Source organism: Nocardia bhagyanarayanae (genome assembly GCF_006716565.1).
Lineage (GTDB): Bacteria > Actinomycetota > Actinomycetes > Mycobacteriales > Mycobacteriaceae > Nocardia > Nocardia bhagyanarayanae.
Genome location: NZ_VFPG01000001.1, coordinates 4,258,065 through 4,276,856 on the forward strand (window position 1 = coordinate 4,258,065; position 18,792 = coordinate 4,276,856).

General features: G+C 64.8%; 24 protein-coding genes. 11 read left to right on the forward strand and 13 right to left on the reverse strand.

Features of this window, described 5'->3' with window-relative positions; genetic code table 11:
• Positions 1-138: 138 nt before the first annotated feature.
• Together FB390_RS18305 and FB390_RS18310 are read right to left on the reverse strand one after the other, a co-directional pair.
• Positions 139-1,770 (reverse strand): MDR family MFS transporter, encoded by a 1,632-nt coding sequence (locus tag FB390_RS18305; protein WP_246124089.1) that lies wholly within the window; start codon positions 1,768-1,770, stop codon positions 139-141.
• Positions 1,763-2,260 (reverse strand): MarR family winged helix-turn-helix transcriptional regulator, encoded by a 498-nt coding sequence (locus FB390_RS18310; protein WP_141810029.1) that lies wholly within the window; start codon positions 2,258-2,260, stop codon positions 1,763-1,765. The genes FB390_RS18305 and FB390_RS18310 overlap by 8 nt, the downstream gene beginning before the upstream one ends.
• A 202-nt stretch (positions 2,261-2,462) precedes the next feature.
• Here FB390_RS18310 and FB390_RS18315 point away from each other — a divergent pair, with 202 nt between their 5' ends.
• Positions 2,463-3,221, forward strand: coding sequence for a DUF1460 domain-containing protein (locus FB390_RS18315; RefSeq protein WP_141811868.1), 759 nt, complete (start codon positions 2,463-2,465; stop codon positions 3,219-3,221).
• Between the two features lie 16 nt (positions 3,222-3,237).
• Here the strand turns inward: FB390_RS18315 and FB390_RS18320 are convergent, their stop codons facing one another.
• The 3 genes from FB390_RS18320 to FB390_RS33570 all read right to left on the reverse strand — a co-directional run bounded on the left by FB390_RS18320 (position 3,238) and on the right by FB390_RS33570 (position 4,396).
• A complete protein-coding gene (locus FB390_RS18320) occupies positions 3,238-3,714 on the reverse strand; it encodes a nucleoside deaminase (protein ID WP_185757257.1) in 477 nt (158 codons plus the stop codon).
• Positions 3,715-3,778: 64 nt separating this feature from the next.
• Entirely contained in the window at positions 3,779-3,961 is a 183-nt protein-coding gene (locus FB390_RS33565) for a hypothetical protein (protein WP_185757074.1), read from the reverse strand.
• A 216-nt stretch (positions 3,962-4,177) separates the two neighbouring features.
• Positions 4,178-4,396 (reverse strand): MmyB family transcriptional regulator, encoded by a 219-nt coding sequence (locus tag FB390_RS33570; protein WP_425465912.1) that lies wholly within the window; start codon positions 4,394-4,396, stop codon positions 4,178-4,180.
• Positions 4,397-5,784: 1,388 nt separating this feature from the next.
• On the opposite strand from FB390_RS33570, the gene FB390_RS18335 reads away from it, so the two are divergent.
• From FB390_RS18335 to FB390_RS33955, 3 genes are all read left to right on the forward strand, one after another.
• Positions 5,785-6,258 (forward strand): hypothetical protein, encoded by a 474-nt coding sequence (locus FB390_RS18335; protein ID WP_141810031.1) that lies wholly within the window; start codon positions 5,785-5,787, stop codon positions 6,256-6,258.
• Between the two features lie 204 nt (positions 6,259-6,462).
• Positions 6,463-6,975 carry a DUF4240 domain-containing protein gene (locus FB390_RS18340; protein WP_141810032.1) on the forward strand — a complete coding sequence of 171 codons (513 nt, stop codon included), beginning with the start codon at positions 6,463-6,465 and terminating at the stop codon, positions 6,973-6,975.
• Between the two features lie 532 nt (positions 6,976-7,507).
• The gene (locus tag FB390_RS33955) at positions 7,508-7,996 is read left to right on the forward strand and encodes a helix-turn-helix domain-containing protein (protein WP_342780446.1); all 489 of its coding nucleotides are present in this window, start codon (positions 7,508-7,510) and stop codon (positions 7,994-7,996) included.
• Here the strand turns inward: FB390_RS33955 and FB390_RS18350 are convergent.
• The 5 genes from FB390_RS18350 to FB390_RS18365 form a co-directional block, all read right to left on the reverse strand.
• Entirely contained in the window at positions 7,920-8,279 is a 360-nt protein-coding gene (locus tag FB390_RS18350) for a MafI family immunity protein (RefSeq protein ID WP_141810033.1), read from the reverse strand. The genes FB390_RS33955 and FB390_RS18350 overlap by 77 nt on opposite strands.
• Before the next feature lie 16 nt (positions 8,280-8,295).
• Positions 8,296-8,640 carry an EndoU domain-containing protein gene (locus tag FB390_RS34870; RefSeq protein WP_141811869.1) on the reverse strand — a complete coding sequence of 115 codons (345 nt, stop codon included), beginning with the start codon at positions 8,638-8,640 and terminating at the stop codon, positions 8,296-8,298.
• A gap of 271 nt (positions 8,641-8,911) precedes the next feature.
• Positions 8,912-9,169: a hypothetical protein gene (locus tag FB390_RS34305; protein WP_246124091.1), complete on the reverse strand. Its 258-nt coding sequence runs from the start codon at positions 9,167-9,169 to the stop codon at positions 8,912-8,914.
• Positions 9,170-9,171: 2 nt separating this feature from the next.
• On the reverse strand, positions 9,172-9,693 hold the full coding sequence (locus FB390_RS34310) for an SDR family NAD(P)-dependent oxidoreductase (RefSeq protein WP_246124092.1): 522 nt from the start codon (positions 9,691-9,693) through the stop codon (positions 9,172-9,174).
• Positions 9,694-9,733: 40 nt separating this feature from the next.
• Positions 9,734-10,114 (reverse strand): DoxX family protein, encoded by a 381-nt coding sequence (locus tag FB390_RS18365; RefSeq protein WP_141810034.1) that lies wholly within the window; start codon positions 10,112-10,114, stop codon positions 9,734-9,736.
• 75 nt (positions 10,115-10,189) lie between these two features.
• On the opposite strand from FB390_RS18365, the gene FB390_RS18370 reads away from it, so the two are divergent.
• A complete protein-coding gene (locus FB390_RS18370) occupies positions 10,190-11,053 on the forward strand; it encodes a sigma-70 family RNA polymerase sigma factor (RefSeq protein ID WP_141810035.1) in 864 nt (287 codons plus the stop codon).
• Positions 11,054-11,381: 328 nt separating this feature from the next.
• Here FB390_RS18370 and FB390_RS34315 read toward each other — a convergent pair whose 3' ends face one another.
• Positions 11,382-12,005, reverse strand: coding sequence for a helix-turn-helix transcriptional regulator (locus FB390_RS34315; protein ID WP_246124093.1), 624 nt, complete (start codon positions 12,003-12,005; stop codon positions 11,382-11,384).
• 103 nt (positions 12,006-12,108) lie between these two features.
• Between FB390_RS34315 and FB390_RS18380 the strand changes: the two genes are divergently transcribed.
• Together FB390_RS18380 and FB390_RS18385 are read left to right on the forward strand one after the other, a co-directional pair.
• A complete protein-coding gene (locus FB390_RS18380) occupies positions 12,109-12,507 on the forward strand; it encodes a VOC family protein (protein WP_141811870.1) in 399 nt (132 codons plus the stop codon).
• A gap of 150 nt (positions 12,508-12,657) precedes the next feature.
• Positions 12,658-13,446: a GNAT family N-acetyltransferase gene (locus FB390_RS18385; protein ID WP_141810036.1), complete on the forward strand. Its 789-nt coding sequence runs from the start codon at positions 12,658-12,660 to the stop codon at positions 13,444-13,446.
• 247 nt (positions 13,447-13,693) lie between these two features.
• Here the strand turns inward: FB390_RS18385 and FB390_RS18390 are convergent, their stop codons facing one another.
• Positions 13,694-14,566 (reverse strand): aldo/keto reductase family oxidoreductase, encoded by an 873-nt coding sequence (locus tag FB390_RS18390; RefSeq protein ID WP_141810037.1) that lies wholly within the window; start codon positions 14,564-14,566, stop codon positions 13,694-13,696.
• Positions 14,567-14,698: 132 nt separating this feature from the next.
• On the opposite strand from FB390_RS18390, the gene FB390_RS18395 reads away from it, so the two are divergent.
• From FB390_RS18395 to FB390_RS18405, 4 genes are all read left to right on the forward strand, one after another.
• Positions 14,699-15,136 carry a winged helix-turn-helix transcriptional regulator gene (locus tag FB390_RS18395; RefSeq protein ID WP_221639401.1) on the forward strand — a complete coding sequence of 146 codons (438 nt, stop codon included), beginning with the start codon at positions 14,699-14,701 and terminating at the stop codon, positions 15,134-15,136.
• 1,611 nt (positions 15,137-16,747) lie between these two features.
• Complete coding sequence (locus tag FB390_RS18400; RefSeq protein ID WP_141810038.1) at positions 16,748-17,218, forward strand: hypothetical protein; 471 nt, start codon at positions 16,748-16,750, stop codon at positions 17,216-17,218.
• Positions 17,212-17,379 carry a hypothetical protein gene (locus tag FB390_RS33580; protein ID WP_185757075.1) on the forward strand — a complete coding sequence of 56 codons (168 nt, stop codon included), beginning with the start codon at positions 17,212-17,214 and terminating at the stop codon, positions 17,377-17,379. Before FB390_RS18400 ends, FB390_RS33580 begins: the two co-directional genes overlap by 7 nt.
• 246 nt (positions 17,380-17,625) lie before the next feature.
• The gene (locus FB390_RS18405; RefSeq protein WP_141810039.1) at positions 17,626-17,871 is read left to right on the forward strand and encodes a hypothetical protein; all 246 of its coding nucleotides are present in this window, start codon (positions 17,626-17,628) and stop codon (positions 17,869-17,871) included.
• Between the two features lie 174 nt (positions 17,872-18,045).
• Here FB390_RS18405 and FB390_RS18410 read toward each other — a convergent pair whose 3' ends face one another.
• Positions 18,046-18,762: a hypothetical protein gene (locus FB390_RS18410; RefSeq protein WP_141810040.1), complete on the reverse strand. Its 717-nt coding sequence runs from the start codon at positions 18,760-18,762 to the stop codon at positions 18,046-18,048.
• Between the last annotated feature and the right edge of the window lie 30 nt (positions 18,763-18,792).

The window sequence follows — 18,792 nt, forward strand, 5'->3', positions numbered from 1 at the left end:
GGCTCGGCGTGCAGGCACGGGGCTTCCAGAGCGGGCGCCAACTGTCGATGACGACGTCCGCGCCGCCCCTGCCGTGCGGAACCGAGTGGCTGCCTCGCGGCGAGAAGGGCGACTCTTTCGGAGCCGCCCCTTGGTCGCTCAGTTCTGGAGTACCCGAACCTTGTCGCCGGTCGATTCGACGGCCGGGGGAGTGCCCTCGGCGTTCGCACGCATCGGATCCATCGCCGGATCGATGTCGATCGTGTTGCGCAGCGGACGATTCGGCAGCAGCGCGGTGGCGATCAGCGCGACGAACGTCGCCAGCGCGGCGATGAGGAAGATGCGGCCGGTCGCGTCGCCGTAGGAGGTGCGCACGATCGCCGCGACGGGTCCGGGCAGCGCGTCGAGATTCAGGTTGCTGCCGCCGGAGGCGCCGGTGTGGATGCCCAGCTTGGCGAATCCCTCCGTGGACAGCTCGCTCACCCGGGTGGCTAGCACCGAACCGAGCACCGAGACGCCGATCGCGCCGCCGAAGGTGCGGAAGAACGCGACGCTGCTGGACGCCGCGCCGATGTTGTGCACGCTCACCGTGTTCTGCACGGCGAGAACGAGATTCTGCATCATCATGCCGACGCCGAGACCGACGATGACGGTGTACCCGCCGACCAGCCACAGGTTCGTCGCGTGATCGATGGTCGACAGTAGTGCGAACCCGACCACGAGCAGCGCGCCGCCCGCGACCACGAACCGCTTCCACTTGCCGAAGCGGGTGATCAGCTGCCCCGAGCCGACCGAGGCGATGAGCATGCCGACGACCAGCGGGATGCTGAGCACGCCCGCCGCGGTCGGGGAATAGCCGCGCGCCGTCTGGAAGTACTGGCCGAGGAAGGTGGTCGCGCCGAACATGCCGACGCCGACGGCGATCGAGGCGATGATCGCCAGGCCGGTCGTGCGTTCGGTGACGATCGGCAGCGGGATGATCGGCGACTTGGCGCGCGCCTCCACCCACACGGTCGCCACGAGCAGCAGCACGCCCGCGCCCACATACAGCGCCGACTCCCGCGAGACCCACTCGTAGTAGCCCGCCTTGCCCGCGAACGACACCCAGATCAGCAGCACAGAGACGCCCGCGGTGAGCAGCGCGGCGCCGAGCCAGTCGATGGAGACGCCCGTCTTGCGTTCGGTGGGCAGCCGCAGGGTCCGGTGCAGCAGCGCCAGCGCGATCACGGCCAGCGGCACGCAGACGAAGAAGCACCAGCGCCACCCGAGCGGGCTGTCGACGATGACGCCGCCGAGAATCGGGCCGCCCGACATCGATACCGCCATCACCGCGCCCATGTAGCCGGAATACCTGCCGCGTTCGCGCGGCGCGACGATGGTGCCGATGATCGCGACCGCGAGCGCGGTCAACCCACCCATGCCGACGCCCTGGATCACCCTGGCGACCAGCAGCAGTGCCACATTGTGGGCGAACCCGGCGACGATCGAGCCGATCACGAAGATGACGATCGCCGACTGCACGAGCAGCTTCTTGTTGAACAGGTCGGCGAACTTGCCCCAGATCGGGGTGGACGCCGCGTTGGCCAGCAGGGCCGTGGTGATGACCCACGCGTACGCGGTCTGGGATCCCTCGAGATCGCCGATGATCGTGGGCAGCGCGGTGGCGACGATCGTGGTGCTCAACAGGGCGGTGAACAGCGCGGCCAGCAGACCGGTCATCGCCTCGAGTACCTCGCGATGGGTCATCGCGGCCGGATCGCGCCGCGTGGGCGTCTCGACTGAACTAGACATCTGCTCCCTGACTCTCCTTCGAAACCGGCTGGGGGTGCGCCGTTCCCGCGTGCTGCGCGTGCGTGGCGAGCGAATTCCTGAGCTTGCGTACCGACTCGCAGGCCTGCTCGGCCTCGTCCTCGCTCCAGTCGGCGAGGGCGGTTTGCAGGCCGCGCGCTCGCGAGGCTCGGACCCGGCCGAGCAGGTCGCGGCCTTCGTCGGTGACCCGGATGAGGGTGGCCCTGCCGTCGCTCGGGTCGGCGTGGCGGCTGATGTAGCCCGCGCCGACCAGTTCGGTGACGTGCCTGCTCAGCGCGGACGCGCTGATGCACAGGTCGACGGCCAGGTCGACCTGGCGGCACGGCCCCTTGGATTCGAGCGTGCCGAGCACGCCGATGCCGCCGGGCAGTAGTTGTCCTTCCTCCGGATGCAGAAGGGCGATCCGGATGGCTCTGCCGATCAGGTAGAGCTCCTTGATCAGGCTTTGCGCCGTATCGGGTGACACCGGCATATCCGCTCCCCGCACGAGATCAATTGCTTGCAGTCAGCAACTATATTTCAATTGCTTGAGCTAAGCAACTAAATTCTCGGCTTCGAACCGGCGGGGGAGCGGGCTACGGTGGTTACCGCACTCGTGCACCGATCGACTCTCGGGAGGCGTCTTGCGCACCATCGCCCGCGTACTGCTCGTTCTGCTCGCCGTCGTATGCGGCATGGCGCCGACGCTGCCCGCGGCGGTGGGAGCGCCGAACGCGGCGACCATCGACGACGCCAGCGCGCGCAAGATCGACGAGCTGCTGGCCTTGCGCGCAGGCGCTCCCGGTGCGACCAAGGGGGAGCTGATCGAGTTGCTGTCGAGCCGCTTCCTCGGCACGCCGTACCAGGCGAACATGTTGGTCGGCTCCGCGACGCAGCCGGAGCAGCTTGTCGTCGATCTGCGTCGGGTCGACTGCTTCACCTATCTCGACTACGTCGAGGCGCTGACCAGATCCGCCGATCGCGATCAGTTCGTGGCGAACCTGATCGAGACCCGCTACGCGGGCGGTCAGGTCGACTTCCGCAACCGCAAGCACTTCTTCACCGATTGGGCGCACGCGCCGAGAACCGCCGCGACCGACATCACCGCGTCGCTGAGCGCCGCCGCGGTCACCGTCGCCAAGCAGCTCAATGCGAAAGGGGATGGGGGGACGTATCTTCCCGGGTTGCCGGTGGTAGCCCGCGACATCACCTACGTTCCGAGCGCCACGGTCGACCAGCAGATCATCGGCCAGCTGCGGACCGGCGACTACATCGGGGCGTACGCCGACCAGCCCGGTCTGGACGTCACTCACGTCGGCATCTTCGTGATGACGCCCAACGGTCCGGTGTTCCGGAACGCGTCCTCGCTCGCCGCGCACAACCAGGTGGTGGATTCGCCGTTGCTCGACTACGTGCGGTCTACGCCGGGGATCGTGGTGCTTCGGCCGCAGTAGCGCGTCCGATCGGGTTTCAGCCCCGGGGTGTGCGGTGGAGTCGGTGTAGTTCGCGCATCGCACCCGCCAGTTGGGGTGCGGGACCGTCGGTGGGGACGCCCGGTGCGACCTCGTTGATCGGCAGCGACCGCACCGGCGCGGGCGGAACCCCGAGGTCGCCGAGCCACTCGGTCAACTGTGCCGCCGAGCTGGCGTAGACGATCCGGCCCAGACCTGCCCAGGCGTGCGCGGCCGAACACATCGGGCAGTGCTCGCCCGAGGTGTAGACGGTCGCGGCCGCGCGTTCGGCGGGTTCGAGGTTGGCGACGGCCCAATAGACCAGTGCGAGCTCCGGATGCCGCGTCGGATCCCCACCGCCTTCCTCGTTCCGCTCCTCCGCCACGACCCGGCCCTTGCTGACGAGCAGGGACCCGAACGGCGCGTTCCCGCCGTCGAGCGCCTCCCGCGCGAGGTCCACGCAACGCCGCAGGTACCGGAGATCGGCATCATCCACCATGTTCCGAGCCTATGCGCCCGCGGCGAGCTGAACGTCGGAGTCGTCGTTTCGGCAGCAGGCCTCACGGCTTCCGAAACAGCTCGAGCATCGCCGCGTAGGAGTTCGTGCCGTGCCCGGCGGCGATCGCCCGCTCCATGTCGACGCCTTGTACCGCGCTCTCGTGCAGCAGGTGCGCGCCGTGCTCGCCGGACCACGCCGCGGCGTCTCGCGCCTGCCCCATGAGCCCGAGCCCGATAACCGTCACCGGTGTCCGGATGACACTCGCAGCGCCTGTCGTCACTTCAGCCTTTCGATCGTGAATCACTGTGACCCGCAGAGACATTCGCACGTCATCTCGAGAGGCGACAAGAGGTTGCTTTCCGGTCTGGGACTAACCGGGAAGTAAGCATCGAGGTCGCCGCGCCTCGGCGACGCGCGCGTGGAGCGATCGTCATTTCACTATCTGGATATGCGCATCTATCTATAGATTGCGGAAATGGCGCCAACCGGCGAACAGCGCGTCGGCTATGGCGTTGGCGGCCAGGACGTCGTAGGCGCGGTTGTAGACGACCGCTGGCTTATGTGGCCAGGCGGCGACCAGCTCGAGCAGGCTCGGATCGACGCGGTCGTCGGAAACCGCCCGCGCTCGCGGGCCGAGTCCTGCAAGCCGGAACAGGTGCCCGCGCGCGTCCTCGTCCAGCTATAGCGCGGCGGCCAGCGCCTCGGCGGCCTGCGTTCCCGGCCTTGTTCGAGGCGGGTGAAGTAGTCCGCGCTGACCCCGGCCAGATGTGCGCACTACGTACTCTATGTCGCCTGAGCAGCGCGAAGAACGGCTCAGAATTCCTCTCTCAGTTCCACCACCAACCGGGTCGGCCGATTCAGTCAGCCCCAGGAGGCATTTCGAGTGCCAGACAGGCTGTCCGACCGCGCGATAGGCGGCAGTAGCGGATGTTCCGCTGGGCGCTGGGTATTGGGTCTTACCAGCAGTTCCGGGCCGCACGAACAGCGCAGACATACGGCGCGTCCGTCCGGTCAATCTCCTTGAAGTGGGGCATCAATCTCGACCCGAGATCCGACCGGACCGTCAGGACCCAGATTCCACTCGTGAGCGTGTATGAGCGGTATAGCGCAGCACGCTGCGAGGCTCTCACTCGCGGTGAGAATTCGTTTCGCTTGCCCCTCATCTTCGACCTCGAATTCGATCCCAGCCGCTTCATGCAGCGAGTCGCACGTAACCAGTGTGTCCTGGAACAGTCGGGGAAGCTGATAGAGGGCGAAATCAGCTCGGTTACTCCGGAACTCGGGCTTGATGGTGGCGAGTATCCCCCCGGGCTCACCCCATCCGTTCCTCATGGCTTCGCCCATCGAAAAATGCAGCGACCTACTCGTAGCGCTGTGAAGATAGCGATAGAGCGGCCCTCTGCCGGTTCGCTCCGCGACCCAGTCCGCAGGCGGGGACACACGTTTCCCCCACCCGAGAGCTTCGCCGCGCTTCTTCAGCTCACCCTTCAACTCGCTCTCCTGGTCCGCTGCCGTGTTGCTACGGCCTCCCACGTCAAGTCGCCGATGACCAGGCCCTGGCGAAGTGACGCGAGCCATTCTTCGACCACTGCGAGCCGCGCCTCAGAATCGGTTTTGTGACCCATTTGATCAGCTTGCACGCATACCCCTCACGAAGCCGCCACTTTTCAACCAACCTGCTCGCCCAGTCGGGATCATGCCCAGCCGCAACAGCATGACGGATACCGAACAGTATTCGATGCCTTTCGGTACCGCGGCCGCGTGAAACGCACGAACCTCGGCATGTGCGGATGGTTGAGATGTCATGTGGCTGAGGCCGTGAAGGCGGACAGGATGCAGTTCAGTTGGCCCACCGAGCCGATCCAGAGATGCGATTCTGTCGTCCACGCGACATGAGGTCGGGTCTCTCACCAGGGATACGCGCGTCCCGCGGCATCATCGGACGGTCTGCACCGCAGTGGATCTCACTCCTCAGATCGCCCGCCCAGCGGCATTTCCGGACATTCTGCGGAAGAATCACCTCCTCGACCGCGAATAGCCGGGACGGAGATGCGTTAAGGAGTGCAGATGGCAGACATGACCATGACCTGGGAGCTCGCTGGCACAGGCTGGGTTCGTGTTCACGTTTCCGACAACGGCAACGGCAACGGCAACGAGGCCGAAGCTATCGCGTCTTATCTCACCGAAGCCCCGGAAGACATGCTCAACGCTGTGGCCAGCCTCCGGAGCGGGGACGCTACTGCCCAAGTGTTTTTCGAAGCCGAGCCGAATGCCTACATCTGGCTGTTCGACAGCACGGACTCAAAGGTACATATCCGCCTGGTGGGACGGGAGTACAGTGACGACCCGGACTCCGCCGTAACAGAGCTGTGGTCCACCAACCAGACTCTTGATCATCTCGTGTGCACTGTGATCGGAGCGTTCGAGGAAGTAGCACGGCAACACGGCGACGACGGCTACCTGAAGGAGTGGTGTAGGCCCTTCCCCCATGCCGCACTTCAGGCGCTTGTCGAGGCCCAATCCAACGCGAGGCGTCACTGATAAGACCGATGATCTTGTTCGGGCTGGCGCGTCGATCAAGGCCATAATCGGCAGATCAGTGCGTACCAGCAGGGCCTCGTCGCAGCAAGTTCGCCTTCGAGGCGAGTGCTCAGAGCCTGGATACAGAGAGAGGGCCGCTGGCGACCCTCGGCTGAGGGCGGCATCGGATCAGATCGAATCGCATGCTCGCGTAGCATCCGCGCAATGAGTGAATTCCCGACCGCCGCTGACGAGGCGAAGTTCTGGAGCCTTGTCGAGTCGGCTTGGGGGCTGGTCGGCAGCGAGCCTGCCGAGCTGCGGAAAGCATTGCTGGACAATGATAACGATGAGGCAGCCTATGCGCTGCACGAGCATCAGGGCGCATTTCTCGAGGGCTTGCGCACACTCGGGCGCGAGATGTCGGCCGCGGAACTGACCGCGTTGGACCGGGTGGTCGAACGCAAGCTCTACGACATCGACCGGGCCGATATCCACGAGATCACCGACGGCTCAGACGACGGGTTCCTCTACTGCCGCGGGTTCATCGTGGCGATGGGCCGGGACTACTACGACGCGGTTGTCGCGGATTCCGGGATGGCCGTGCCCGACGCGGAGTGCGAGACTATGTGCTACCTCTTCGCCCACATCCATAACGAACGATTCGGGGACTTCCCCGACACCGGCTCCGGAATCACCCGGGAAAGCTTCTCCAACGCCGAAGGCTGGGCCGAAGGCTGAAGCGGCGGCTCGACGACGCGGTCGTGCGTAGCCACACCAGAGCTATTGGCCGTCCGGCGACAGTTCGATCGTTACAGGGACATCCGGATCCATCCGCCAAGGGTTGCCAGCTGTCCCAAAACGGCCGAAGAACATGCACGATCATCGGCAATATGGTGCGTTTGGCCGACCAAGAGGAGTAGGGCCAGTGGATCTTCCATAGCCCAGCGCTGGCCGCTTCGGACCGTGCGGAATCGCCCAGCGGCTGACACGAGTTCGGGGATTCGTGGCCGAAACCGCTGGCCTGCAACGAGCACGCCAGCGTGGCAGCTGGCGGGCTAGTGCCTTGTCCGGGAAGGTTGATGCGGTAATCGCCGGGGTGGCGGGTTGAACCGGAGGCCTTGACCGGCGATGCTGCCGGTGGAGGTGATGCCGGTGGCTCGCAAGCCGGATGTGTTCGGCAGAGCGGTGACTCCGGAGGGAGGGTCGCAAGCTGGCCCAGATCGCCCGGCGTAGCAAGGTGCCGGTGCGGATGCGGCGGACGGTGGTGGTGATGGCCTCGGCCCAGCATCAACCGGTCGGGGCGATCGCGAAGTTGATGCAGGTCTCGGAAGCTTATGTGCGGCAAGTGATTCACGACTTCAACGCGCATGGATTCGAGGCGCTGGACCCAAAATGGAGCGGGGGCAGGCCGGCGAAGACCACGTGGTCGGCGAGGCTGTGCATCCGCACCGTGGACTCGGCCCCTCTCATCCGAAGGTCATTGACCAGCTTGTCGTCGCCGTCAAGCCGGTGCAGCGCCTCGGTGAGCTCCTGGCCGTGGGTGTCCATTGTCTCGTCGAGCTTGCGCTTCATCGCTTCCCAGGTCTCGTGCAGTTGCTTGGCCTTGTCCGCGTCCATGACCTCATCCTGCCCGGTCGCGCCCACCTGCTCACCCTCGAATCAGCGGCTTTCGCCATCCAGCTCTATTCGTGGCCCACATTCAACTCCGCAAGCACCCGCTCATAACTCTCTATATAAAACATGGAGGAATTTTCTCTAGGGTTTCCAAACAATGGCAGGAGATCAGCTAAGGCATCACGCTCGGCCGCGCTGACCAAAATTTGATCTTTCACCAGAGTGGCGCAAAGGTTATCGATCAACAACGTCCACTCGCCGACCTCATTGAAAGTCCGGTACTGAGCTAGCGCTTCGGGCCGAAGGCGGTCCGAGAACCGTTCTAGAAGTTCCCGGGAATCGTTGTTCAGCTTGGCTAATTTAGCCTTCTGCTCCGGAGTGAACTGTCGCCTTTTGCGCCGAATGCTGGGCCTATCATCAGAATCCATCAGTGTCACCTAAGTTCTATTTGATCGGGTTGCCATTTGCGTCGTTCTTATACACGCCCGGACCACTGACCGGATAGCCCGTGATGATGTTGCCCGACGTGTCGACGACGACCTCTATGACAACACCATCCCGCGTACCAGTGACCAACCAAGTTCCGTGCTTCTGAAGAACAGGAACCTGATCGGGATTCTTAGCAACATCTTGAATGCTATTGATAATGTGGTCGTCCGTCCAAGTCTTATTGTCCGGGAATTCGGTCTTACCTGGTATGCCTGTCCCAGGCGCATGCCCTCCGCTGTTAACGTCGTCGCTCCCGTCTCCGTCGAGGATATGAATCTTCCTGAACTCGGTGATAGAGATACTGCTCGGAACAGGCCCCGTAACCTTACTCCATTTCGCCTGAGCAGCGCGAAGAACGGCTCAGAATTCCTCTCTCGGTTCCACCACCAACCGGGTCGGCCGATTCAGTCAGCGCCCAGGAAGCGTTTCGAGTGCCAGACAGGCTGTCCGACCGCTCGATAGGCGGCTACTTAAGACTGGTGGTAGGACTTGGTCCCGGCCAGGATCAGTCCCAGGTACCCGGTGGGAGGCTCTCTAAGCGGCTGCCCGCCAGCAGTATTGGCGTGGCTCGCTAATGGCTTGCGTCCCACCGGGTTACCGTGCGGGTGTGGCTGGAAAGGGGGCCGAGGCGGTCGATGAAGGTTGCGGTCGGTCCGTCGGTGTCGATGGTCGCGAGTTCGATGATCGGGTCGGTGCCTTCGGTGACGGTCAGTTGGCCGGTGTGGTTGTTGATGTCGATGGCGGTGCATTTGCGGTTGGCGATCTCTCCGGGTGTGAGAACGTTGAACTTGATCTCCGGGAGGGCTTGGGCGTACCTGATGGTGATCATGTTCAGTGCTGCTTTGGAGGAGCTGTAGGCGAGCTCGTGGAATGTCGCAGGGGGTGCGTGGGGTCGGTCGCGATCGTCATGGATCCAATGGCGCTGGACACCATCACGACTCGTGGGTTGTCGGCCACTCGTAGCAAGGGGAGGAACGCTTTGGTGACCCTGATCGGCCCATAAACGTTGGTGTTGTATACGGAGTGAACCTCCGCGACCGTTACCTCCTCGGGGGTAACGATGTTGCCTGCGGCGCCCGCGTTGTCGACGAGTACGTCCAGCCGGTCCGTGTGCTGTCGGACGAGGCCTACAGCGTCGGCCATGGACTGGTCCGAGGTCACGTCCAACGGGACCATGGTCACGTTGACGCCGCGGGCGCTCAGTTGGTCGGCGGCTGTTCGTCCTCGTCCAGGGTCACGTGAGCCGAGAAAGATCGTCCAGCCTTGTTCTCCGAGTCGGCGGGCGGTCTCCAAACCAAGTCCTTTGTTGCCTCCGGTGATCAGTGTCGAGGTTGATTGTGGAGTCGTGGTCATGTGGTTTCTCCTTTGATGGTGGTTCCGGCGGCCAGCCGAGTCAGGCGAAGGGTTCGAGGCTGAAACGGCCCCAGGCCACGAAGACGGCCATGGCCAGGTAGAGCACCTCGGCGACGGCCGTGGCCCATAATCCGCGCCGGATCCGCACGATGATCGCCCCGCCGAAAAGCAGGGCCGTGCCGGTCGCCGCCACCGGCACCAGGATCGGTGCGATGTCGAGCACGGCGGGCAGGATCAGCCCCACTGCCCCCATAAGGTCCACGACGCCAAGAGCTTTCAGAGCAGCCGGGCTGAAATCCTCGGCCCACGCGGCATATTTACCGGCGGCCAGAATCTTCTCCTTGGGGATCACCAGCTTGGCGCTGCTGGCAAGGAGCACGGCCGCCAGCACTCCGGCGACGATCCACAAAGCGACGTTCATGATTGACTGCCTCCACTATTCATGTCGGAATGGCTTCCTGCTGCTCTGACGGGTGACGGCGAGGAAACCAGACACATGAACGGAAACGAACTGCTCGCGAAGCGCTTCGAAGAACACCGGAGCCACCTGCGGGCAGTGGCCTACCGGATGCTGGGGTCGCTCAGCGAGGCCGACGACGCCATCCAAGTGACCTGGCTCAAGGCCGCCGGCGCCGACACCAGCGGCGTCGCGAACCTGGCCGGCTGGCTGACGACCGTGGTGGGCCGGGTCTGCCTGGACATGCTCAGGTCCCGCGAATCGCGCCGCGAGGACTCCCTCGACGAACACGGCGCAGGCCTCGTCCCGCGGCTTCGGGCCGATCCCGAGGAGGAGGCCCTGCTGGCGGACTCCGTCGGCCTGGCGCTGCTGGTGGTGTTGGACAAACTCTCACCGACCGAACGGATCGCCTTCGTCCTGCATGACCTGTTCGCCGTACCGTTCGCCGACATCGCCGCGATCGTCGACCGCAGTCCCGAGACGACGCAGCGGATCGCCAGCCGGGCGCGCGGGCGGGTGCGAGGCAACCCCGGGTCGGGCAGCGACAACCGGATGCGGCGATACCGAGCCGTCGAGGTGTTCCTGCGCGCCGCACAAAACGGCGAGTTCGAAGCGCTGCTGGCGATGCTCGACCCGGACGCGACCTACCGCACGGACGAGGCCGCACGCCTGCTGGGAGCGGGGACCGACATCGACGGTGGCCGAGTCCTCGCCGAAGCGTTCTGCGGTAGGGCGCAGCCTGCCCGCGCGATCATGCTCGACGGCGAGCCGGGCATGGTGCTGGCACCGCGCGGCACGCTGATGCTGGTAATGACCATGCGATTCGTGGGCGAGCGCATCGCCAGGATCGACGCGGTCGCAGATGACGACCGATTGTCGAGAATGGAACTCACGGTGCCATAGCTCGAGCACGAACCTGCCCGCGAATGGTCATGCCCGACGCCCTTCGCGCCGGACCCCCGATGACGAACGGGCGGTTCATGCCGGCGAGGAGTGGGGGAATCCAGTCGAGTTGTTCGGCCCGGATTCGGGCCCGGACCCATGGGTCGGTGTCAGAGGGTGGTGAGTCGATCTCCTGCACGGTCGCGATTGCGGCGGGCAGCAGCAGGCGGATCTCGGTGAGTGTGCCCTGGACTCGGACCGACACATCGTGCCGATAGGGTGCAGTGGCAAGTGCTGATAGCAGATGTGCGGTCGGCTCGAATCCGGCGGGCGGAGTGAATGTTCCGGGTCATGTGGTCACCGCGGTGATGCGGTCGAGCCGGAACTGGCGTAGTTCGTCACTGCTGCTGTCCTGTCCCGTCAGGTACCACCGGCCGGAGTGCTCGACGAGCCCGTACGGGTGCACGGTGCGCTCGCTGGGCCGGCCGTCGCGGTCGGTGTAATCCATTGCGACCGATCGGTGTTCGCGGGTGGCTTCGGCGAGCAGGAGGAGGACGGCGGTCTCGACAGCGACGTCCGGGCGGGCGTCGGCGGTGAATTCGACGGTGTTGATCAGTGCGTCCAGCCGGGCCGTCAGACGTGGGGGTAGGACGCGGCGGAGTTTGGCCGTCGCGCTGTCGGCTGCGAAGGTGGCAGTTGTCGACCGGCTGGTGAGGAGTCCGAGTAACACGGCCACCGCCTCGTCGTCGGTCAGCATCAGCGGTGGCATTCGGTATCCGGGAGCGAGCCGGTATCCCCCGTAGCGGCCCCGCACCGATCGGACCGGGATATCCAGGTCGGTGAGATGTGTGACGTATCGCCTGACGGTGCGTTCATCGACGCCGAGCCGTCCGGCGAGTTCGCCGACGGTATGAGTACCGCCGGTCTGCAACAGCTCGAGCAGGGCCAGCACTCGGGCGGTGGGGCGCGTCATCGGGAAATTCTCGCATCCATACCGGGCGGAAACTGTCCGGTATCGGCTCTACCGTGGCGTGCGGCGGTGGAACCTCCGCCTCATCCGACAGCAGGAGCACACAATGAAGCTCGTCTCGATCCGTCTGATCACCAACGACATCCAGCGGCTGGTCAGTTTCTATCACCACGTGACCGGCGTCGAAGCAAACTGGGCTACACCGGATTTCGCCGAAATCGTCACACCGGCTGGCACCCTCGCGATCGGAAGCACCCGCACCGTGGCGCTGTTCGCCGCGGGCAGCGCGCACCCAGCCGACAATCACACGGCGATCATCGAATTCTTGGTCCCCGACGTCGATGCCGATTACCGGCGGTTGCGAGATACGGTCGAGGATTTCGTCAACGAGCCCACGACGATGCCGTGGGGGAACCGGTCTTTGCTGTTTCGCGACCCCGACGGCAACCTGATCAACCTCTTCACCCCGGTAACCGCCCAGGCCATCGCGAAATTCGCCGGTTGACAGCCGCTCATCCGCTCGTCGGCATTATGTTGCGTCAACTGCTGCGAGCTCGGATTCAGGTCAGCCACTCCTCAGCCGGGAATCCAGGCCGAACGAGAACGCGATGTTCGGATCCGTGACGGGTACGACGGAATCGAATATCGTTCGCGCATGTTCCCCACCTGGCGAATCGCCTCTGCCAAAGCGACCTTTCAGCGCTGGCCCCGGCATGCCACCCTTGGGCTGGCGAAATCGATCGCACTCGTCGGGTTTCCCGCAGCACTCATCGGAGTTGCAGTGAGGGCCGGATTACCCTCCACCGCAACCGAACTGATCGTTGTAGTCTGGCTGCTGCTCATGGTGGCCACCGTCCTCGTCGCGGGCTGGCTCTGGGCGTGGCGCGTCAGCGAAGTCGCCAAGAAGGAAAACAGTGCGCGCTACGACGTGCTGCGGGACATCGAAACCTCGCGGCTCACCCTGCGCCGACCGGCGCCGAAGGACGCAGTCTCGCTCGAAGCCACGATCGACGATGCGATGCTCGCCGGCAACGGCTGGACAGAACGACATGGCCGGGCACTGATCAAGGCGATCGGCGGCGGCCACCCGACTCCAGGGCTTCTCGTGTTCGAGTCGCGGTCGGACGCAAGCGTGATCGGTGGCGCAACTGTGCACCCCACCGGCGACGAGACGTCGTCGCGTTCCATCGGTTGGTGGATCGGCCCCAGTCACCGGGGAGCCGGTTATGCGAGCGAAGCGGTGGCGGCACTCGTCGACGCGATTCACGACGCCGGATATACCGGCGTCGAGATCGGCACGAACGAGTCGAATCTCGCGGTACAGCGCATCTGCGACAAGATCGGCGCAACGGTAGTGGACCGGCGACCGCAGCCGTTGCCGAACGGATCGACTGTCCCTGGAATCTGGTATGAACATCAACGTGTGGTCACAGAACCCACGTGATCAGGTGCTCTCTCCCAGATGTGAATGGGCCCACGACAGCCCGCGGTGGGTCCGGCAGATCTTCGCGTCGATGGTTGTATGGGGTAGAGAGACGGCGAGTAGCGACGTCGAGCTGGCAGCTGGCCGGTGAATTCGAGCCCGAGCTCGTCCAGTCGACAGAAAGTGGTCAGGTCACGCGGGAGAGACCCCGACCAGGACTAGCGTCGTTCACGTCGGACGCTGCTTCCCGACGCTTCCCGTTGACTGGTCAGCGGCCGATGCTGTCCAGTTCGGCCACGTCCTCGCCGGAGAGGGCGAGCCCGGCGCCGGCGATGTTCTCGCGCAGATGCGCAGTCGATGACGTGCCCGGGATCAGCAGGATGTTCGGGGAGCGCTGCAGTAGCCAGGCCAGCGCGACGGACATCGGTGCTGCCCCCAGCCGGTCGGCGACTCCCGACAGCGCCGCGGACTGTAGCGGCGTGAAACCCCCGAGGGGGAAGAACGGTACGTAGGCGATGTCGGCGGCGGCGAGCCGGTCGATGAGGTCGTCGTCGTGGCGGTGGGCGAGGTTGTACATGTTCTGCACGCATACGATCTGTCCGATGCGCTGCGCCTCGGCGACCTGCTCGGTGGTGACGTTGCTGACGCCGAGGTGGCGGATCAGACCTTCCTGCTGGAGGTCGACGAGCGTCCCGAACGCCTCTGCGAGCGAGCCGGGCTGGGGGCCTTCGGCATTGCCCATCCGCATGTTGACCAGGTCGAGTACCTCGAGACCGAGGGACTGCAAGGTCTCGTGGACCTGCTTGCGCAGGTCTTCGGGCCGCCGGGCTGTGGGCCACCCGCCCTGCGCGTCGCGGTTCGCCCCTACCTTGGTGGCGATGAACAACGACCGAGGATAGGGGTGCAGGGCTTCGCGGATCAGCTCGTTGGTGACCTGCGGGCCGTAAGCGACACTGGTGTCGATGTGGGTGATCCCGGCCTCGACTGCCTCGCGCAGTACCGCCAGGGCACCGTTGTGGTCGGCGGGCGGGCCCATGACCCACGGGCCCGCGAGCTGCATCGCGCCGTAGCCGAAGCGGGTGACGGGCGAATCGTCCAGATTCCAGGTGCCGCCGGGAAGTGAGGTGGGGGATGCGTTCATCGTGCTTCGTTCTGCTCTCTGATCCGAGGTGGCGCGTCTCGCCACCACGGACCATCATTGGGGAGTTACTTCCTATCGGGAAGTAGGCACTTCAAGGTGCGTAACTCACTCTCAGGAATAGGTGTGATCAGGTTGGGGACGACAAACGCCGCTCAGCGACGAGCGCAGGCCAAGGTGGAATACAACGCGTTCATGGCGGCATGCCCCAGTCGCCAACTGCTCGACCGGATCTCGGACAAGTGGGTTGTGCTCGTTCTATGCGCGCTCGGGGGCGACGCTTCCGACCAGCCCGCTGTGGTGAGCGATGCGAGGGCGATGCGCTACTCCGAGATTTCGCGCCTGCTGGCGGGAGTCAGCCAGAAGATGTTGACCCAGACATTGCGGTCGCTGGAACGTGATGGCCTGATCACCCGCACCGTGACGCCAACCGTCCCCGTCACCGTCTCCTACAAGGTGACCGACCTGGGCCTCTCCCTCCACCACCTGACCCGCGGACTCAGATCATGGGCGCAGAGCCATATGGACGAGGTCCTCTTTTACCGCGCCACTTATGACGCTCGCGTCTCGTAACCAACACCTCGAACCGTCGGATACCACCACACCCTCGATTGTGAAGCGCCGGTCATGATCGTCATCTTCGACTACGCCAGTAGCCCAAGGCATTTCGTCCGAGGGTTCAGCCTGGCCGGGATCGCCGTCCTCGACGACGTCAGGTGCCCAGGGCCTTCCGGACCAGTAGCTGACAAGCGACCCGACAAGTTCTCGATCTCGGTACAGTTCAAAGGGCGAGCGCCAATCCACCAGTCCGCGGTTCGGGCGGTCGTCGCTCACGGCTGATAGCGCGCCCGCAAGGCGTCGGGCTGAGCGTCCTGGAATCGGCATGATGGTGCGTTCGGCTGACCGCGTGGCCTACTACGTATGACCTCAGCTGGGCCGACGGCTGCTACGTTCGTCGCTATCGTTGCTGGCTTGCAGGGGGTAAATCGATGGAAGAGGCCGCGCTGGCTTTTCGCGAGTATCAGTTGGCGATGCTGGCTCCGATGTGTGAAAGTGCCCCGGCTCAGCCGCAGGCAGTGCTCGATGCAGTCGATGCGTCGCGCGCCGATGCCGAGGTCGCCGCGGACCGGCGTCGATGGGCAATCCCCACCACTCTCGACGAATACAAAACAGCTTGCGGTGTGCCGGATTGGGAAGCTGCCGACGAACCTCAAGAGGGCCGCCAGATGCGCTACGCACGGTGGGATCTGGCGTTCTGGCCCGGCCTGCAAATCGAGCTGACCCAGGTCTGGCCCACCACAGTCATATTCAGACGGTTCGTTCGCCGCCGGGAGGTGCCATCGCCTCGGCTCGAGTCCCTGGAAGACCTGGCACCGTGGTCATGCACCGTCGGAGAGTTCGACCGCAGCGTCTTCGGTCCACTCGAGAATGTTGACGGTTTCGGCGCTGTGGGCGATGTTTACGCCTTCGTCGCCAGCGATCCAGACTCCGGAAAAGGCTCACCTACTGGGCGTACTTCGATTGGAGCCTGTTGCAGTCGGTCGCACCGGCGCCCGATGATTACTTGTCGAAGCCATGCTGCGAGCTTCATGGGCAGGTTCCCTGAGGGGACCGCCGAGTTCGGTGGTAGCGATGTGGTCGAAGACCGATCTGGGGACATCCGTCCGCGCCGGAACCCGTGTCCCGGGTCCGCGGACCGGTAGTGGCGGTTCGACCACTGCCTACCCGATCAACCACGATCCGCGTTCTCGCCGCGTCGAATCATGGGGCTGCTGTAGGGAGTACGGAGAGGTGACATCGTCGTCTCCCTCTCCGTATGCGGGCATTCGAGGAGTGTGTAACCGACATCTCACCCCGGCGAGCAGGGCCGACTCTGCACTCCTAAGGCCCGTAACAGCCCGCGCGATCAGCGGCTACTCAATACTGCAACGGCAGTCAGGTGAGCGGGTGGGCCGCAGCGCCGGGTAGTTGGCTGAGGCGGGGTTGGTGTTGCCGCCAGGTCGACCGGGCCCAGAGGTGTTGGGGTGGCTGTGCGCCGGCTCCATCTCTGACCGAGTTCCTCACCGAATCCCCACATCGCTTTGCTGTACTCATCTCGTGAAATCGGTAGAGGTGGGGGCGAGGACTCTTGCGGGCTTGGGCAGTTGCGTCGCCGCCATACTGGTCCTGCTCTACGGTGTGGTGATGTTGATCGCCGGCATGCCCGACGAGGAGGTTCCGGCTGGACAGAACGGCGTCTTCTCGAGCAAAGCAATCATTGTCGGGGCGGCGGCCATAGCGCTGTTCGTCGGCGCGATTACGGCGCGAGCCGCGATGATCATCGGCGGCTGCTTGCTGTTCATCGTGGATTTCGTTCTTCTGCTCGCCTGGGATTCAATGCTCCATGACCAACCAGCGAACTCCCTCAGCGAGGGTGAGTCGGCGCATCCGTCCGAGATCGTGCTGACGGTGTTGGTGCTCTGGGTAGTGTTCCCTGTTCTGACGATGCTGATCGCCATTGTGTGGTCAGCCGGTCGGTCGAAGGCTGGCCTGATCGGCCAGTCGCCGAGTCGACTCGAGGGCATGGTGGCCAACGCTCGATTGGACCAGAACATGAAGGCAGGTTCGGGCGTTGCCGATGCCCCGAGAAATCAATTGGAGCCGCCCTGGTGGTAGCGATTCGGCTTTCTCTGCTCACCGAGGAGAGGTGGCGCGTCCCGCAGCCGGGCCGCTACCTCGCCTACGCCGAGTTCGAGCGGCAGGAGTCGGGCGGGCAACTGGTCTCCGGTGCCTTCGAGGTCTCCGGTGCCGCCCAGCCGGACGCCCCCAGTCCATGACCCTGCCGAACCCCGCCTCACCCCGGCCACGCCGACGGCCGGAAGTCCGGTGACTGGGCCCACTACGCCGCCGAAGGCCGACTCGTGACCCGGCCCTTCACCGTGGAGGTGAACCGGTGAAGCGCACGTATTTCCTGCTGGCCGCTTGTCTTCTCCTGTCGGGTGTGCTGTTCGCCGTCGCGACGAATTGGTTCGGCCGCGCCCCCGAGTACGTGGCGGCGGCGGGCACGCGATACACGCGTCAGCGTGCTGCCTGTCGATCCGCTCGAGGTGCGGGTGACTTCCGGTGACGCCGACACGGTCACGATGGCGGCGGTCATGCCGAGCATGGGTCACGCGCTGCCGCCGGTCGACACCGTCCAAGCCGAGCCCGGCCACTTCGTCGCTGCGGAGGAGGTGTTCGTCATGGGTGGCGAGTGGGAGCTGTCGATCACTGTCTCCCGGACCGGCGGCCAAGAGGTGATCACCGTCAGCACGGTAGTCGACCGGTGACTTGCTGAGGTTCACGCCGCGATGTCGCCCTCCGCACGCTGTTGGCTGGGTTCACACCGGCAGTGGCACAACGGATCTCGGTGGATTCCAGAGCGAAGGGGCTGCGCGGCGATGGCAGAGCAGACCGTCCCATACGGCCCCGTATCCGATGTGGCTGATGCGGCGATGAACAGGTCAAAACCGGCGATAGATAATCGGCTGCGCGGCGATGCCGTTGGCTTTGAAGTTGGCCAGTACGAAGCTGCGGAAGGTGGGCCGGAAGATCAGGCTGGGTAGGAAGGTCCGCCAGTTCGGCCAGCTGGCGTGGTTGACGAGCCCGTAGTCTGCGGGCTCCCCCTCCACTGGCCGCATCAGTGCGGAGTTGGGCAGCGCGGTCTTGGCCTGGAACCACCCTGCGGTGTACTCCCACACCTTCAGCAGGGTCTCGCGGTCGTTGGCGTAGAAGTAGTTGAACAGGAAGCAGTGGTCTCGGCTGTGGTCCACGTCGCCGAGCAGCCCGGCGTTGTCGGCGACGATCTGGTGGGTCCGGCGGGCGGCCGCGCTGAGAGTCTCGACAAGTTCCTTGTAGGCGGCGCTCTCGCGCAGCTCCAGCGCGGCCTCCACGGACGCGGTGCGGATCAGCACGACGAGGTCGAAGCGCGCGGGCTGGAGGCCCTTGGCGGCCAGCACCTCGTCGCCCTCGCCCGGTGGCCGCAGGACCGCGCGGAACACGTTTACCTCGCGCGCCTCTATGCCCGCGGTGAGCGCCGCGAGGCGGGCGGCCAGCTGGATCGGAGCAGACGCGAAGGGGCCACGCCAGGAGCCGACCTCGCCGGCCAGCATGATAAATCCGTCGTCGGTCGGGGGCAGTGCGCGGGCCTTGATCGCCGCGTGGTCATTGATCAGCTTCATGACGCCGACGCTAGCCAGAGGCGTTCGGGA

Bases quoted from the DNA above. Each gene is read 5' to 3' on its own strand.
- FB390_RS18305 (WP_246124089.1), bottom strand. From the start codon at position 1,770: ATGTCTAGTTCAGTCGAGACGCCCACGCGGCGCGATCCGGCCGCGATG.
- FB390_RS18310 (WP_141810029.1), bottom strand. From the start codon at position 2,260: ATGCCGGTGTCACCCGATACGGCGCAAAGCCTGATCAAGGAGCTCTAC.
- FB390_RS18315 (WP_141811868.1), top strand. From the start codon at position 2,463: ATGGCGCCGACGCTGCCCGCGGCGGTGGGAGCGCCGAACGCGGCGACC.
- FB390_RS18335 (WP_141810031.1), top strand. From the start codon at position 5,785: ATGGCAGACATGACCATGACCTGGGAGCTCGCTGGCACAGGCTGGGTT.
- FB390_RS18340 (WP_141810032.1), top strand. From the start codon at position 6,463: ATGAGTGAATTCCCGACCGCCGCTGACGAGGCGAAGTTCTGGAGCCTT.
- FB390_RS33955 (WP_342780446.1), top strand. From the start codon at position 7,508: ATGGCCTCGGCCCAGCATCAACCGGTCGGGGCGATCGCGAAGTTGATG.
- FB390_RS18350 (WP_141810033.1), bottom strand. From the start codon at position 8,279: ATGGATTCTGATGATAGGCCCAGCATTCGGCGCAAAAGGCGACAGTTC.
- FB390_RS34305 (WP_246124091.1), bottom strand. From the start codon at position 9,169: ATGATCACCATCAGGTACGCCCAAGCCCTCCCGGAGATCAAGTTCAAC.
- FB390_RS34310 (WP_246124092.1), bottom strand. From the start codon at position 9,693: ATGACCACGACTCCACAATCAACCTCGACACTGATCACCGGAGGCAAC.
- FB390_RS18365 (WP_141810034.1), bottom strand. From the start codon at position 10,114: ATGAACGTCGCTTTGTGGATCGTCGCCGGAGTGCTGGCGGCCGTGCTC.
- FB390_RS18370 (WP_141810035.1), top strand. From the start codon at position 10,190: ATGAACGGAAACGAACTGCTCGCGAAGCGCTTCGAAGAACACCGGAGC.
- FB390_RS34315 (WP_246124093.1), bottom strand. From the start codon at position 12,005: ATGACGCGCCCCACCGCCCGAGTGCTGGCCCTGCTCGAGCTGTTGCAG.
- FB390_RS18380 (WP_141811870.1), top strand. From the start codon at position 12,109: ATGAAGCTCGTCTCGATCCGTCTGATCACCAACGACATCCAGCGGCTG.
- FB390_RS18385 (WP_141810036.1), top strand. From the start codon at position 12,658: ATGTTCCCCACCTGGCGAATCGCCTCTGCCAAAGCGACCTTTCAGCGC.
- FB390_RS18390 (WP_141810037.1), bottom strand. From the start codon at position 14,566: ATGAACGCATCCCCCACCTCACTTCCCGGCGGCACCTGGAATCTGGAC.
- FB390_RS18400 (WP_141810038.1), top strand. From the start codon at position 16,748: ATGTTGATCGCCGGCATGCCCGACGAGGAGGTTCCGGCTGGACAGAAC.
- FB390_RS18410 (WP_141810040.1), bottom strand. From the start codon at position 18,762: ATGAAGCTGATCAATGACCACGCGGCGATCAAGGCCCGCGCACTGCCC.